This is a genomic window from Sphingobacterium sp. InxBP1, assembly GCF_026191775.1.
Classification (GTDB): domain Bacteria; phylum Bacteroidota; class Bacteroidia; order Sphingobacteriales; family Sphingobacteriaceae; genus Sphingobacterium; species Sphingobacterium thalpophilum.
Genome location: NZ_JAINDX010000049.1, coordinates 156,018 through 170,298, shown reverse-complemented (window position 1 = coordinate 170,298; position 14,281 = coordinate 156,018). Strand labels below are relative to the sequence as shown.

Annotated in this window: 16 protein-coding genes; 10 read left to right on the top strand and 6 right to left on the bottom strand. The window is 40.7% G+C overall.

Going from position 1 to position 14,281, the window contains the following annotated elements; genetic code table 11:
* Nucleotides 1-3: 3 nt before the first annotated feature.
* From K7A41_RS20770 to K7A41_RS20760, 3 genes are all read left to right on the top strand, one after another.
* Nucleotides 4-726: a siderophore-interacting protein gene (locus K7A41_RS20770; RefSeq protein WP_265715310.1), complete on the top strand. Its 723-nt coding sequence runs from the start codon at nt 4-6 to the stop codon at nt 724-726.
* A 17-nt stretch (nt 727-743) separates the two neighbouring features.
* Nucleotides 744-1,136: a hypothetical protein gene (locus tag K7A41_RS20765; protein ID WP_265715309.1), complete on the top strand. Its 393-nt coding sequence runs from the start codon at nt 744-746 to the stop codon at nt 1,134-1,136.
* A 156-nt stretch (nt 1,137-1,292) separates the two neighbouring features.
* Nucleotides 1,293-1,661 (top strand): response regulator, encoded by a 369-nt coding sequence (locus K7A41_RS20760; RefSeq protein ID WP_028070103.1) that lies wholly within the window; start codon nt 1,293-1,295, stop codon nt 1,659-1,661.
* A gap of 91 nt (nt 1,662-1,752) precedes the next feature.
* Here K7A41_RS20760 and K7A41_RS20755 read toward each other — a convergent pair whose 3' ends face one another.
* On the bottom strand, nt 1,753-2,223 hold the full coding sequence (locus K7A41_RS20755; protein ID WP_265715308.1) for a ferritin-like domain-containing protein: 471 nt from the start codon (nt 2,221-2,223) through the stop codon (nt 1,753-1,755).
* A gap of 307 nt (nt 2,224-2,530) precedes the next feature.
* On the opposite strand from K7A41_RS20755, the gene K7A41_RS20750 reads away from it, so the two are divergent.
* A complete protein-coding gene (locus K7A41_RS20750) occupies nt 2,531-4,051 on the top strand; it encodes a PAS domain-containing protein (RefSeq protein ID WP_265715307.1) in 1,521 nt (506 codons plus the stop codon).
* 7 nt (nt 4,052-4,058) lie between these two features.
* Complete coding sequence (locus K7A41_RS20745) at nt 4,059-4,427, top strand: response regulator (RefSeq protein ID WP_265715306.1); 369 nt, start codon at nt 4,059-4,061, stop codon at nt 4,425-4,427.
* A gap of 53 nt (nt 4,428-4,480) precedes the next feature.
* Here K7A41_RS20745 and K7A41_RS20740 read toward each other — a convergent pair whose 3' ends face one another.
* Nucleotides 4,481-4,852, bottom strand: a complete 372-nt coding sequence (locus tag K7A41_RS20740; protein ID WP_028070099.1) for a winged helix-turn-helix transcriptional regulator — start codon at nt 4,850-4,852, stop codon at nt 4,481-4,483.
* Between the two features lie 218 nt (nt 4,853-5,070).
* Here K7A41_RS20740 and K7A41_RS20735 point away from each other — a divergent pair, with 218 nt between their 5' ends.
* Nucleotides 5,071-5,754 carry a YceI family protein gene (locus tag K7A41_RS20735; RefSeq protein WP_028070098.1) on the top strand — a complete coding sequence of 228 codons (684 nt, stop codon included), beginning with the start codon at nt 5,071-5,073 and terminating at the stop codon, nt 5,752-5,754.
* Between the two features lie 71 nt (nt 5,755-5,825).
* Here K7A41_RS20735 and K7A41_RS20730 read toward each other — a convergent pair whose 3' ends face one another.
* Nucleotides 5,826-7,559, bottom strand: coding sequence for a hypothetical protein (locus K7A41_RS20730; protein WP_265715304.1), 1,734 nt, complete (start codon nt 7,557-7,559; stop codon nt 5,826-5,828).
* A 347-nt stretch (nt 7,560-7,906) separates the two neighbouring features.
* Between K7A41_RS20730 and K7A41_RS20725 the strand changes: the two genes are divergently transcribed.
* The gene (locus K7A41_RS20725; RefSeq protein WP_265715303.1) at nt 7,907-8,476 is read left to right on the top strand and encodes a GNAT family N-acetyltransferase; all 570 of its coding nucleotides are present in this window, start codon (nt 7,907-7,909) and stop codon (nt 8,474-8,476) included.
* Nucleotides 8,477-8,791: 315 nt separating this feature from the next.
* Nucleotides 8,792-9,418: an HPP family protein gene (locus K7A41_RS20720; RefSeq protein ID WP_028070095.1), complete on the top strand. Its 627-nt coding sequence runs from the start codon at nt 8,792-8,794 to the stop codon at nt 9,416-9,418.
* A 77-nt stretch (nt 9,419-9,495) separates the two neighbouring features.
* Here the strand turns inward: K7A41_RS20720 and K7A41_RS20715 are convergent, their stop codons facing one another.
* The 3 genes from K7A41_RS20715 to K7A41_RS20705 all read right to left on the bottom strand — a co-directional run bounded on the left by K7A41_RS20715 (nt 9,496) and on the right by K7A41_RS20705 (nt 11,255).
* Entirely contained in the window at nt 9,496-9,900 is a 405-nt protein-coding gene (locus tag K7A41_RS20715) for a VOC family protein (RefSeq protein ID WP_028070094.1), read from the bottom strand.
* Between the two features lie 103 nt (nt 9,901-10,003).
* A complete protein-coding gene (locus K7A41_RS20710; protein ID WP_138096645.1) occupies nt 10,004-10,546 on the bottom strand; it encodes a hypothetical protein in 543 nt (180 codons plus the stop codon).
* Between the two features lie 130 nt (nt 10,547-10,676).
* The gene (locus K7A41_RS20705) at nt 10,677-11,255 is read right to left on the bottom strand and encodes a Pr6Pr family membrane protein (RefSeq protein WP_265715301.1); all 579 of its coding nucleotides are present in this window, start codon (nt 11,253-11,255) and stop codon (nt 10,677-10,679) included.
* A gap of 329 nt (nt 11,256-11,584) precedes the next feature.
* Here K7A41_RS20705 and K7A41_RS20700 point away from each other — a divergent pair, with 329 nt between their 5' ends.
* Entirely contained in the window at nt 11,585-12,328 is a 744-nt protein-coding gene (locus tag K7A41_RS20700) for a LytR/AlgR family response regulator transcription factor (protein ID WP_265715299.1), read from the top strand.
* Complete coding sequence (locus K7A41_RS20695) at nt 12,325-14,244, top strand: sensor histidine kinase (protein WP_265715297.1); 1,920 nt, start codon at nt 12,325-12,327, stop codon at nt 14,242-14,244. Before K7A41_RS20700 ends, K7A41_RS20695 begins: the two co-directional genes overlap by 4 nt.
* Nucleotides 14,245-14,281 lie beyond the last annotated feature (37 nt).

The following is a 14,281-nucleotide window of genomic DNA, read 5'->3' as shown; positions in this document are numbered from 1 at the left end:
GTTATGCCAACAGCTCCCAAATGGATAAACGACGTATTAGAAAAAATAGCACCATCTTTAATGCGTGAAGTCGCCGTTATAGACAGTCTTTATCTGAATGCGCACATCAAAAAAATAATACTGAAGGGTGATTTTCCTGATTTAAAGTTCGAGCCCAACTTTACCATTGCTTTCCGTGTGAATGCAACTGATTCACGACACTATACCGTGTCCTATGGTGATGCCAACACCGGTATCATAGAGGTCATCGTGCATCTTCATGGAAATGCTGTAGGGGCCAACTTTGTGGATCAGCTGCCGGTAGGCACGAAAAACATGAAAATCGCTGTTTTGGGATGCCCTAAATTTTATAACCCCAATACGCAACGTCATATCGTTGTTGGCGATGAGACATCATTGGGTCTCATGGTAAGTTTATTGGCTGCCTTCGAAAAAAACAACAATATTTTCCAATTTCTAATCGAACTGGACGATGAAAATTTGGAAATACCAGCGTTGCTGGGCCTAAAAAATTACACTGTTTTCTCCAAACATGGTGTTTTTAGGAACGAAGACAGGATTCGGCAGCTCCCAATTTTTAAGGATCATAAATGGGAAGAATCAAATATACTACTAAGCGGAAATGTCAGGTCCTTGCAAAATTTTAGAAAGGTGCTTAAAACCAGTAAACACCGTGGAAAAATTTACGCGAAGGGATTCTGGATGGAAGGAAAAAAAGGTTTATAAAAAAAAAGTAATCGATAATGAAATATTTTATGGCCGACCCCGTGGGCCAACCAACGAATGAGCTGTTTTTTGAGCTAGCAAACTTCTTATGGGACAATGGAAACGACGTCTTTATCGCAAGCAATATCATCTGTAACTGTAAAGAGATAGACGCGAAGCAATTTGACTATACGGTCTCATTAGTACTTCAGCATAATAGCATAGAGACTCTCTTTGCTACTCATCATTCTATCATCTGTACCTACTTTAATCAGGTACCTCAAAACATCCCTGCATTGATTGTTGCAAACGATGGAATTTACACCGATTCCATACCTTATCCGTACAAAATCTTTGCTATGGAAGGATTGAACCAATCGACCTTGGCACAATTCTTCGACTGGTGCCGGAAATTTAACTTTTTCATTTAGTAATAATGCACGGAACAGATTAGATATAAGCGCCTGATCTTGACATATGAACAAAAAAGCGTATTTTTTACCCGAAACAAAACCCGTATTTTACCCATGATGCTCGTATTTGTTTTTTGTTAATTTAGCCGAACCTTTTTTCAAAAACACGGTAAGATGGCAAATAAAACAATACTTATGCTCGACGATGATAGGCATGTTCTTGAAATATGTTCGATTATTCTCGAAACAAACGGTTACCATGTTGAAGTATCAGAAACCTCTCACGATATCATAGAAAAAGTGGAAGCAGTGCAACCAGATCTTATATTGATGGACAATTGGATTCCAAAGATTGGTGGAATAGAGGCTACACGACTTCTCAAGTCACACCCAACCTTCCGCGATATCCCTGTTATCTACCTTTCTGCAAATACCGATATTGAGCAACTCGCCCTGCAGGCTGGTGCGGACAGCTATTTGGCAAAACCATTTAATCTGGAAGACTTAGAGAACATGGTCGCCGATCTGCTTTGTTGTTCATAATAAGAAAGCTAAACTTACGCGTAAATAAGTAAAGGGAAATGCTTCCCCTTTACTCAACTGAATCACTTATAAAATATGGAAATACGTATCGTCAATTATCAAGCTCGTTTTCACGCATCACCTTGATTGTATTATAGGCATCTAACTGTTTGTTTAATTGCATTCTTATTAAATTCGTCACATTTACCGATATTTGGTCACTATCCTCAGCCAAGGTTCTTTGATAGCTTTCCTTGAAAGCATCTTCTCCTTTTTCACAGCTTTCGAGTAAACTTTTCCTGTCGTTGCCCGATATGCTAACTTTAATGCTCATCCATAAACGAAAGAGCTTTCCGCTTATCATAGTATCTTCAGAAGGCTCTTTACCAGCAAGCCTAACATATGGCGACAGCTCCGCTACAAACTGTTCAGATTGCGCAATATGGCGTCTGAAAATTTCATCTAAATCGCGGATCTCCAATTTTTTTGCCAACGTTAGCGCATCCTTATAACCTTCAATCCGATCATTGTTGATTTTAATCAGGTCATTGATGATGGTTGGATTGTTTATTTGTATGTCCATACCCCTGCGATGTTCTTTTCTGAAGGACAAAGAGAATGCTCTATTAGTTCGAGCATTAATTAAATCAAGTATTTAAAACACCATCTCGGTATTATTACGAGCATTTACCAAACTCAGGCCGTTGAGGCGATGAGGAGGGTACAGCACAATCATTCGGTAATCAACCTAAGGCAAAGGGAAAAAGTAAAACGAGTTGTAGGGAGCTAAACAAGTAAGATGATTTACTATAAACTAAATTGTACGATAAGCGGTTCTTATGCTAACCGTCATTAAACAGCAAACGGTGTTCATCAAAGAGTCATTGGATATGTCAAATAAAGAAAATGTAAATGAAACTGTTGAAGAGGATGTGCTACCTTTGATTTATAGCGCAGTTGACGCCAGTTCCGCCGGTATTATCATTACAGACAATCGGCTTCCCGACAACCCGATAATCTATAGCAATAAAGCTTTCGAGCGGCTTACAGGATATGGTTACAACGACATTGTAGGGCACAACTGTCGCTTTTTACAGTCTGCAGACCGAGAGCAGCCTGCCCGTGCGATAATAGCTGAAGCCATAAGAAATGGGGAAAATCTGACTATTGAAATTAAAAATTACCGCAAAGATGGCCAACTTTTCTGGAACGAGCTTTCTATAGCGCCAATCAAAAATGATCAGGGGGAAGTGACGCATTTTATAGGTGTTCAAAATGACATTACCCGTCGGAAACAGGCCGAAGAAAAACTTGAACTTGAGCGGCAGCAAACGGAAGAAAAAATTAAACAGCGTACGGAAAGCCTTAGACAAAACGAAGAATATTTAGAAAGCGTTATTCAGACCATCCGTGAGAGTCTTGTCGTTCTTGACCCGAATTTACGTGTATTGACGGTCAATGCGTCCTTTCTAAGAACATTTAAAGTGAGTGCTACCGAAACTATTGGAAAACTGCTTTTTGACCTCGGAAATAGACAGTGGGATATTGACGATCTGCGCCAGTTGCTCGAAACAATTCTGCCGACCAACAATCCAGTACTGGATTTCGAAGTAGAACACGACTTTCCTCATATCGGCAGAAAAACCATGCTTTTAAATGCGCATCGTGTTGAGCTCGAAGGGCAGTATAAAGACCGGATCCTGTTGGCGATTGATGACATTACAGAGCGCCGCTCAATCGAGAAAAGAAAGGACGATTTTCTATCCATAGCAAGCCATGAATTGAAAACACCACTAACGGCTCTCAAAGGTTATATACAGATGGTTAAAAAATTCCTACCTCAGGATAATGGAAAGCTTGCAGAAATAATCCAAAAATCCGATATTCAGATCGAACGGCTCAATAAGCTTATGATAGAGCTATTGGAGGTGTCTAAAATACAATCTGGAAAGCTCGACGTACACCATAAAAAGTTTGATTTTTCAAAAATGGTTCAAGAAGCCATCGAACAGCTACAGTTTAACACGGACCAGCATCAGATTTTTCTAACAGCTGCCCATAATATCATATATAATGGCGACGAAACCAAACTGAATCAGGTCGTTGCAAACTTAATTTCAAATGCGATTAAATATTCACCGCAGGCGGACCGCGTTGATGTACATTTAACCGAAGTGAACGGCCATATTAAATTTTCGGTCACAGATTACGGTTTAGGTATCGCCAGCGAGGACAAAAAAAAGATCTTCGAACGATTTTATCGTGTCAGCGACATCAAGCAAAAAATAGCAGGAATGGGCATCGGCCTATATATTTGCCAAGAAATTATAAAACAGCATCACGGAGAACTATGGGTCGACAGTAAAGTAGGTCAGGGGTCGACATTTAGTTTTATTCTCCCAAACACTTAAAAATTATATGAATCAAAAGAAAATATTCATCTGCGATGATGATAAAGGTATTACAGATATGCTCGAATTAGTGTTAGAATATTATGGTTTTGCCCCAATTGTGGAAACCGATAGCGTCAATGCCTTTGAGAAAATACGTGAATCGAAACCCGACCTGATCATAGTTGACTTATGGATGCCCATTATTTCGGGAGATCAGTTGATCAGAAAAATCCGAAACAGTGACGAATTAAAAAATATTTTTATACTCTGTATATCGGCTAGCCGTGATGGCGAGGAAGTTGCTTCCGGAGCAGGAGCTGACCTATTCCTTCCCAAACCTTTTGATATGGATGAACTAATCACTATCATTAAACAGGCTATACCAGAAAAATAAGGTTTATCTGTGATGTGCTACCAACAGAATAGAAAAGTATTATTAATCAAAAATCACATCTCCTCACTTTTATTATACAGGGTGCTTCTATACGTAATGCCCCACTTTGCGATCTCTTCAATAATCGGCCCCAGTGTTTTTCCACATTCAGTCAGCTCATACTCGACAGTGAGTGGCTTTGTATGCAATACAGTCCTTCTAATCAGATGATTCATTTCCAAGTCCTGTAGCTCCTTTGACAACATCTTGGCGCCGATCCCCTCCACTTCGCGCAACAATTCCATAAACCGCAGCTTGTCGACCAACATCAGTGTGCCGATAATATGGAACTTCCATTTGCCTGCTAAGATTTCCATCGCATCCTTTATCGCCAGCACCCTTGTTTTACACACATCAGAGGTACTTAGGCTCGCCTCTTTTTTCATACGCTTTGATCTATTTTCTACAAAAATACTGAATTGAAGAGTTTTAAACTACTTTCCAAAAGGAAAGTAGTTTCCTTAAGGAAACTAATACCTAAAATAAACTATCTATAAGTTACCTTTGTATCGACACATTACAAAGAAATGAAATTGGCATGATTGATGCCCGTCGATACGCAGACAACAAAACGATAAAAACACATAAAAATAAAACGACAAAGATGAAAAAACAATTAATCTCAGGTTTAGCTGTTATCCTTCTTTTGGCCTCCTGCCAGAACACAAACGGCGATAAAGCAACTACAACAACGGCGCAGGAAGTAACCGAGCAAAAAGGACAGACCTATACCGTAGAAGCGGACAAAAGTAGTTTGAAATGGACAGGTTATCATAAAGGGGGCTTAAATCCTCGCTATGGAATCTTAAAAAGCGAAGGAACCCTTTCTGCAGAAAACAATCAGATTACTGGCGGTACCTTCACAATCGACGTCAACTCCATCCTTACCGATACGGCTTCAGTAGATCCTACAACAGCCGGCGGTAAAAAATCGACCGATCTGGATGCTCACTTAAAGAGCGCAGACTTCTTCGATACCGCTAAATACCCTACAGCAAAATTTGAAATTACCAAAGTCGCCCCATTTGACGCTACAAAAGAAAAAAGCGTTGTGGCTGATGCAACAAATACGGTTAGTGGTAATCTAACGATCAAAGACAAAACAGTAAACGTTACCTTCCCTGCCAAAATCACTTTCAATGGTGACGAAGTAAATTTCTATTCGAAATTTACTATTCAGAGACAAGACTGGGGACTTACTTATGGTACCGAAGGTAATCCGCAAGACTGGATGATCGCCCAGAATGTGGATATCGAACTTAATGTTGTTGCAAAATCAAGCAAATAAAGCACCCGTAACCAGGAAATAATTATTCGATTAATACGAATAAGTAGGCTTCAAGGAGCCTACTTATTTTTTTATCCCTTCTTCGCCTCGACTTCCATTTTTTTCTTTAGCCGCTGTTTCGCTTTTTTAATAGCCTCGGCTGAAACACACAAGAGCTCACTCATACTTGAGTTGTTCAAACCCAGCTTTTGAAGCGCAAGTATGCGTAAGTCATTATCTGTTATTCGTGGATAGGTCTCCTTCATTTGTGTTAAATATCTCGGGTAGACCTTATCAAATACATGTTTAAATTTAAGCCACCGTTCGTCAGTCATAATATGCGACTGAAGCATATTGCTCAAGCTATCTGATATTTGAGCAATATATTCCGGATCACGTTGTGACGCGATTTCAATTTCCTGTCTTAGCTGCTTGATGAGGGTATCATTCTTTTTGATAGTTTCGGTAAACTCTTCCAAGGAATTTCTCAAAATGCTAAGCTCCTGATCGACCAACTGTTTTTCGTAAGTTAGAGTTAGCCTATCCTTCTCCACAATAGCATGCTGCATCTTTATTTTCGTCTTTGATCTGTTAATAAGTAGCAGAACAATTACGAACATCAGTAACAGAAAAACGGCAAGAAATTGATAAATACGTTTTGTCTGTAACCTTTTTTCTTCCGTATCCCGAATCGCCCGGTCATAACGTTCTGTCTCCCGCTGCCAAATAGCTTTCTGGATCGCCTTATCATTTATTCGTGTTTCCAAGGAGTCTTTCAATAAGAGATATAAACGCAGTTGCTTAAGTTCTTCAGTCTGCTGCCCCAGTCCACGGGCAATATCTGAGCGTAATTTGGCCACGTCCATTCTGTACTGCAGGTAGTAGGGTTTTTCTTCCAACAACTGTGCCCCGGCAGCAACATACTTCTGGGCCAATTGCCACTCGCTGAGTACAACATACCACCTTGCCAAATTTAAATTTGCGCGCATGGCATCCTTACTTTCATTATAACGGGTGGAAAGATCGATATTCTGTTCCATTAATGCAATGGCCTTTAGCCTGTCACCGGCTTTCCAAGCCTGCTCACCCAGATTTCCTGAAATTATTCCAATCCATACTGAATCTTTGGCCAGTCTTGCTTCCTGCATCGCTTTCTTAAAGTAGCTTCGCGCCTGATCGTTGATTGAGTCCTTCGCAAGATAAACAGCTATAGCGTTAATCAAATCGATACGCGGCCTTGATGCAGCTTTCGAAAAAGGGAGCGCGTCCTTTAAATACTGCACTGCACTCCGCTGATCCCCGATATAGCTATAAAAATTTGCTATAAACTGATAATGTTTTACCACCAAAGGTAGGTTATGGATATTGATCTTAGCTTTTAAATCATTAGCCCGCAAAAAAAAAGGGAACGCTTCCTTTACTTTTCTATAGACATAATTATAATAACCCTGCCGAACATACCCCAGCATTTGCAACTCTGTCTGCTCAGACCCATGCAGCAATTGTTCAGCCAAACGATAACAAGCATCCGAAGCAGGATTAACATCGTCAAACGCAATTGAATATCCGTCAGCCATACGCATATAATAGGCCCATTTCAACCGCACATCAGCTTCGCTGATTGCCAGTGCTAAAATGGGCTCCCATGCCTTTCTTAATCGCGCGGTATCTGTTCCAAAATTTACGGGTAACTGCAGCACAGCTTCTAATCGCCGAACGGGCGCTTCGATCTGTTTAATCTGAGGAACAGACTGCCCTACGGCAATACAGCTGCTGACCACAGAAAGAATCAGGAACACGAGGCTATGTATTACATAAATTTTCATCGTTAAGGTTGCTTCAAATATAAAGGACAAAAACAAACACGAAACAAATCCCTACACGAGCAGAGTACTATAATCGTAAATATTTTTGTAAAGGCTAATATGACTCACTGAGCATGTATCCATACCCAGTCCTCGCCCATAAATATAAGCATTATCCTTTTAAGAAAAACAGATATATCATTAAAATTGTATTGTATCCTTTACATCCTTGACATTATGCAGTCTATTCCCCCTCCCTTGGAAAACGCAGTTAAACCGTACTTGTGGTCGGCGCGAGAAGCAAGTTTCTCATCGATTAGGAGGAAAATAAGCGATTTGTTACCTTAGTAAATACAACAGCCTTAAAGATGTATTTGACAATTAGACCAGCAGAACAAAATGATCCGGCATCCGTGCCCAGCATCATGTTACAAGCAATGGAAGATATCGTCTTCCGGTATATACGACAGCACAACAAAGAAGAAGCGATTCGATTTCTGACACAACTTTTTGTCGAGTCAAAGAACTTATATAGTTACGAAAATACGTTCGTAGCCGTGGATGATGCAGGGACAGTCTTGGGGACATTGACAGGATACAACGGCGACCATTTTACCCAATTGCGTCAGCCTGTTCTGGACTTAATACAACGCCTATATGAAAACGATCTTGTTCCTGAAGCTGAAACCACAGGACATGAATATTATATTGATTCAATTGCCGTTTCACCATTAGCCAGAGGCAAAGGAATAGGGACTGAATTATTGACGCATGCCATCAACTATGCTCAGCGTTCCGGATATGAACAAGTGGGCCTATTAGTGGATCTGAAAAACCCCAGTGCGCAGAAGCTTTATGAACGGCTGGGCTTTAAACCAGGCCATAAGACCTACCTTATGGGTGCTGCATATTACCATATGCACATTTCACTCCTTTAGATATTGTCCTACGATAACATAGGCCATACGCTCCAAATTCCGATGGGGACAAAAGTTACAATTAAATTAAAAGTGTTGTTATATACAGCTATGCTTTTTGTATTTTTGCTCCGGAAAATTTTCGATCTAAACCAGAGCAAAAATACAATAAGGGAACTTTAGCTTATCCAAATAATGGAGTTAGATCGCAATACCCGAAAGATTGCAAAAAAAGGGAAATACAATAAAGGCATCTTTTAATTTATAAATAGTACAAGAATCCGAATAGATTGCTCACACAAGCAATTTATTCTGCTTGTAAATTTGCAAAATAAAATGAAAAATCAATTTCATAGACAGCTAAGGATTTATAGATATGTGATTTACCGCGAAACATTAGTTGATCCGTGGGAACATTTTTGGTCATTCGTTGGTGCTTTTGTTGGCATATTTATCATTGCTTTGATTCAGTCGCTCCACCTGCCCGCTCTGGAGAATATCTTTTTGATTGGATCCTTTGGAGCCTCTTCTGTTCTGGTATATGGAGCTATACAAAGCCCGCTTGCTCAGCCCCGAAACTTGATCGGCGGGCATGTGGTTTCGGCACTTGCCGGTGTAACCGTAGCCCAAATTCTTCCAGATATTATATGGCTCACCGCCCCTTTTGCGGTGGCTCTGTCGATTGTCTGCATGCAGCATACCCGGACATTACACCCTCCCGGTGGCGCTACAGCTTTAATCGCCGTAAGTAGCGGAACCAAGATCTCATCCATGGGCTACTGGTACGTACTGAGCCCCGTACTTTCAGGTTGCCTCATTTTATTTGTCGTGGCACTTTTGTTTAATAATATTACCAAAAACCGCCACTATCCTGTTAAAATGTCGCGTTTACGCAGATCAAGAAGAGAACATCTGAAAAAGAGATTTGAACGCATCAAGCAAACGGCGAGTCCATCCTCCTAACCTTTTAAAAACTGATATACCATCAAATGACAATAACGGCCAATGAGAAAGCGAAACTATTTTTCCCATCGGTAATATTACGAAGCAGGCAACTTGCTCATATCCATATAAAATATTTCCCAGGTATGGCCGTCATAATCTTCTATTTTTCTTACCTGCATAAACCCATGGTCAAGCATCGGCATAGGTTCGATACCACCGGCTTTCAGTCCCTTTTCGACAATCTCATTTACGCGGGATACACTCTCTACCGATAGCGCGAATAATCCGGAAATATGATCTCTTGTGTCCGCCAGAGGTTTGTTTGTAAAGGTCCTGAATTTGTCATGCGAAAGCAGCATCACAAAGATATGCTCGCTCCAAACCATACATTTCCCATCGTTATCCGAAAATTGTGGATTATTTTCAAATCCCAACTGCGTATAAAAGTCCATTGATCTGTTGACATCGGCTACAGCGAGATTAATAAATACCTGTTTCATCTTTTAAAAATTTTAATTGTTACTGATACATCAAATTTGCGAATTACAGGCAAGAAAAAGCTTAGCATATGCCAAGAAGTGAAGAAAATAACTCGAATACGCATCACTTGGAAAGTTCCGCCAGTTCTTCCGGGGAAAAGATATGCTCTCCCTTAAGATAGCTATTGGCATCCTTCAAATACGTATAAATAATTTTTCGAGCTTCTGGGTCGGGCAATTTCCGTAAATTTTTCACCAAAAATTGCTTATCGCGAAGCCTGTCTTTGTGATAATTGAGGAATGAAGGTGCGTGCGTCTGAACACTCCAACGAATGAAGCGCAGATCGACATTGTCTGGGTATTTTATAATAACGGACTCCAATAACTTTTTCCCTTTTTTAAATTGCCCCAACTTTGAAAAAGGGTTTCCCATGTGTTTCGCCCAAAGAATTTCATAAGCAGCTAGATAACCTTTTTCCGTCGCCGTACTTGCGGACGATTCCAGCGTTTTCAGGTTGGCTTCACATAGTTTTTTATTCTTTACGGCTTTTGCATAATCAGCTCGCATTTTATCTATATTAACTTGACCTATAACGCAAAGCGTACTGAATATAAAGTATGTACAAACAAGAAATCGTATAACCATGCTAAATATTTTTAAAGTCATCTATCATCCGACACCAATGCCAAAAATCGAAAGCTAAAAGCGTGGGACTTTTTGTCCAAGTTATGTAAGCTTCTTAATACGCCGATCTTTACTTTTGTTGATATAACAATGCGCACTGCTCTACAGTTTCTTATTTTTCATCTTTATTTCTATACCTCCCTTTCCACCGGGTCAATGAGATCAACAGCAGGCCGACAGCTAGAAAAACAACAGTAATCACGAGGCTGTTGAGCAAAACATGTTGGATACCCAACTCTGTCACGTCCACGAAAGGATAAGGATAAAAGTCGGATACCACACCATGACTCAATGTATATAATAAATAAACCAGTGGAAATAACAGCCAATAACAAACCAATTTCCAATTCAAGCTACGTTTTGCAGCAAAACTCCACCAATAGAAAAAGAACAAACAGGGAATCACAACATGCAGCAACTCATCCACCAATTTCAGCAGTCCTTGTGGCTGCACCAAAAAACGCAGCACAGCATTATAAATAAGACCTACAATCACTATGTATAACGTGATGGCAGTTACCACCGCGGGGCTATCAAGAAAACGCTCCTGACGATGCTTTAATGAGAAAACAACATAGCTACAATGTAAAGCAACCAATGCATTGCTAAGTACAGTAAAGTAACTAAAAAACCGCACGACATATGCCGCACCGCTTACGTTCGCCCCCCGCAAGCCCATTACAAACTGCATGATTAGTGCGAACCACGCCAACGCTCCGATAGTCGCAGCAAAAATTAACTTTGATCGATTTCGATACAGCATAATTAATCAGCTATGCATTCTAATATAAATATTTTCCACATACAAACCATTGGTCAGAGGAGAGTTTTTGGTTTTTCCACGACTGTAAAACCACGATTCTGCCTAGGTCATAGACTTTATTTTTACGGCTTAAAGCCGTCTATAGTTATGCGAATAGTGAATTTAACAATCATCCCGCAATCGAAATAATGCAAATTGCAAATCAATAGCATTTCTTTACTCACAATTATTATTTTTACCGAACAGAAAAATTAAAGATGATAACAGTAGCCATCATAGAAGACGAACCTGCGATTCGCAAAGAAATAGCTTATCTTTTAGAACAGGAAAAAGATATTGAGGTCGTTGGCTGGGCTGACAGCGTGACAACAGCGATAAAGCTAATGGAAGAAAAGCAACCAAATATAGCCTTAATGGATATACAGCTTCGCGATGGCACTGCTTTCGATCTGTTAAGGAAGCTGACCTCCATCCCGCAGAATGTCATATTTATCACGGCGTACAATCATTACGCAATCAAAGCGATTAAATATGGGGCATTAGACTATCTGTTGAAGCCCATTGACCAGGATGAACTTAAAGAAGCATTACAACGTTATCGCCGCCGAAGTGAGAATAATCCGCAATGGATGCGCCAGCTTTCGATGGCAAACAGCGCAATGCACGGCGTCGAATTACCAGATAATATTGCGCTAACATCGATTCATCAAGTGCGGATTGTGGCCGTACATGATATTCTTTATTGTAAGGGAGATGGCCCGTATACCTTCTTTTTCCTCAATGATGGAACAAAAGAGCTGATATCAAAGCCGCTCAAATATTATGAGGAACTATTGCCTTCTCCTTATTTTTTACGTACGCATCAGTCCTATCTCGTAAACCGGAAATACATCACCGGTGTAAACCGTTCGGAGTATATCGTCCTGAAAAATAAAGAAGAGATACCTATCTCTTCGCGTAGGAAAAACGTCATTTTAAACCAGCTTTTCCCCGAAAAATGAAATATTTTCTACAGTCTGCACTCGTCCTGCTGACGGGATTTTATATAATTGCATGCAGCAATAGATCTGCCTTCTTAACCTCCGCCCCGGATAGCATTTCAACAGCGGTTGAACAGCTGGAGGAGATAAAATTGACTGCTCACAATGGCGATTCACTCAAAAAAGCCTGGTTGCTCCTGAATCATAGTCCCCTTGTAAAAAAGGACACTGTGCTGTCGGCTACAGTGAAATATAACCTCGCTCGACTATATGCAATGCTTCAGCAGGACTCTGCCAATATATTTATCGAACAGGCGCTGGAAATTATTGAACCAACCTCGGGCAACCTCAAATATAAAGCACTTATTTATAATGGTGTAGGCAATATCCGCAGTATGGAAGCAAAGGAAAGAGAAGCGGGCTTTTATTACAACAAAGCAGCCGCAATAGTGCTGTCGGACACAACAACTGGTCTGTCATCCGAAGCAAAATCTGCCATGCTGCTGTCTGCTGCACAAAATAACCTCAGCACCTTCCAATACAATCTTGCTGAAAAGATGAATCTGGCTGCAATCCCCCTATCGGAGTCACTTCCTGCAGGACATATTATTCATCAGCGGGTATATGTGCAGATGATACAGACATTAAATGCGTTGCACCGACCTGCGCAAGATATGGCCCCCTACTTACATAAGCTCGAACAACTCCATCAGAAATATCCTGACAAATATAATATCAGCTTTCTGTATGATTCAAAAATCCAGTATTTTGAAACTACAGAACAACAAGATTCACTACTGCATTATCAACTACTGAAAATAGCAATAGACGAACAACAGAGCAAGATAGCGCAATCAACTGTCCTGCTTAACAACCTTTTTGTAAACTACTGCAACGTTTCGGCTATATACGTGCTTTTCAAAAAGCCCGCAGCCGCAGCGCAATTCCTGATGAAAGCAAAAAAGCTAAGGTCCCATTTTCCGAAACTTATCTTTCCCAATAACGAGATTCTATTTCAAAAAAGTTCTGCCGAACTATTTCGTCTGCAAGGTAAAAAAGATGAAGCTCTGAGCGTACTTAACACCGTCGTTCAGCTACAGAAAGACATCTATCAATCGGAAAACACACAGGCTATCGCTGAAATGAACGCGATCTACCAGCTTCAGGCTAAAGATCAGTCCATTCGTCTGCTGAACGAAAATATTAAGATCAATAAACTCCAGCTTCAACAAAACCAGCTATGGTTGGCTGTTTCCTCACTGACTCTTATTTTATTGGCCGTCACATTGTCGTTCCTATACTATAGATCCCGCCAGCGGCGCATAAGACAGGCGAAAGAAAAAGTACTGTTACAGCAACAATTATTACGTACGCAGATGGAGCCGCATTTCATTTTCAATACCCTGGCAGCGGTACAGAGCTTTGTCCGACTGGACAAAAAGGAAAGTGCGATTAAGTATCTAAATCGCTTCAGCCGCCTCCTTCGGAGCAATCTTGAATTAAGCCGCGAAAATCTGGTTCCGTTAAATGAGGAAATCGATGCACTTGAAAATTATCTGTCATTACAACGGATGCGGTTTGAGGAGACCTTCACCTATACGATTGTACAGCCCGAAGATCAGGACCTAAGCGCCATTATGCTACCTCCGATGCTCATTCAGCCCTATGTGGAAAATGCTATTCTCCACGGTGTGGATTTAGATGCAGGTAACGGGCAGCTTGAGATCCTTTTCCAGGTACTGGATGATGTATTATATGTTGAAATCACAGATAGCGGCAAGTCCACATGTGAACCTTCAGATAGGACCCACCGCTCGCTTTCCGGAACAATCAGCCACGAACGCATACAGCTGTTAGGCCAGAAAGCGTCCATAAAAATCACCAAAAGAGATGAGGGTGGCACACTTGTCGCTCTGACAATTCCCATTACGTCCTAAGTACTCAGGAGCCGTGCAGCATTGATCTCATGGTAAT

Bases quoted from the DNA above. Each gene is read 5' to 3' on its own strand.
- K7A41_RS20700 (WP_265715299.1), top strand. From the start codon at position 11,585: ATGATAACAGTAGCCATCATAGAAGACGAACCTGCGATTCGCAAAGAA.
- K7A41_RS20760 (WP_028070103.1), top strand. From the start codon at position 1,293: ATGGCAAATAAAACAATACTTATGCTCGACGATGATAGGCATGTTCTT.
- K7A41_RS20725 (WP_265715303.1), top strand. From the start codon at position 7,907: ATGTATTTGACAATTAGACCAGCAGAACAAAATGATCCGGCATCCGTG.
- K7A41_RS20740 (WP_028070099.1), bottom strand. From the start codon at position 4,852: ATGAAAAAAGAGGCGAGCCTAAGTACCTCTGATGTGTGTAAAACAAGG.
- K7A41_RS20705 (WP_265715301.1), bottom strand. From the start codon at position 11,255: ATGCAGTTTGTAATGGGCTTGCGGGGGGCGAACGTAAGCGGTGCGGCA.
- K7A41_RS20750 (WP_265715307.1), top strand. From the start codon at position 2,531: ATGTCAAATAAAGAAAATGTAAATGAAACTGTTGAAGAGGATGTGCTA.
- K7A41_RS20720 (WP_028070095.1), top strand. From the start codon at position 8,792: ATGAAAAATCAATTTCATAGACAGCTAAGGATTTATAGATATGTGATT.
- K7A41_RS20695 (WP_265715297.1), top strand. From the start codon at position 12,325: ATGAAATATTTTCTACAGTCTGCACTCGTCCTGCTGACGGGATTTTAT.
- K7A41_RS20710 (WP_138096645.1), bottom strand. From the start codon at position 10,546: ATGACTTTAAAAATATTTAGCATGGTTATACGATTTCTTGTTTGTACA.
- K7A41_RS20745 (WP_265715306.1), top strand. From the start codon at position 4,059: ATGAATCAAAAGAAAATATTCATCTGCGATGATGATAAAGGTATTACA.
- K7A41_RS20715 (WP_028070094.1), bottom strand. From the start codon at position 9,900: ATGAAACAGGTATTTATTAATCTCGCTGTAGCCGATGTCAACAGATCA.
- K7A41_RS20735 (WP_028070098.1), top strand. From the start codon at position 5,071: ATGAAAAAACAATTAATCTCAGGTTTAGCTGTTATCCTTCTTTTGGCC.
- K7A41_RS20730 (WP_265715304.1), bottom strand. From the start codon at position 7,559: ATGAAAATTTATGTAATACATAGCCTCGTGTTCCTGATTCTTTCTGTG.
- K7A41_RS20755 (WP_265715308.1), bottom strand. From the start codon at position 2,223: ATGGACATACAAATAAACAATCCAACCATCATCAATGACCTGATTAAA.
- K7A41_RS20765 (WP_265715309.1), top strand. From the start codon at position 744: ATGAAATATTTTATGGCCGACCCCGTGGGCCAACCAACGAATGAGCTG.
- K7A41_RS20770 (WP_265715310.1), top strand. From the start codon at position 4: ATGCCAACAGCTCCCAAATGGATAAACGACGTATTAGAAAAAATAGCA.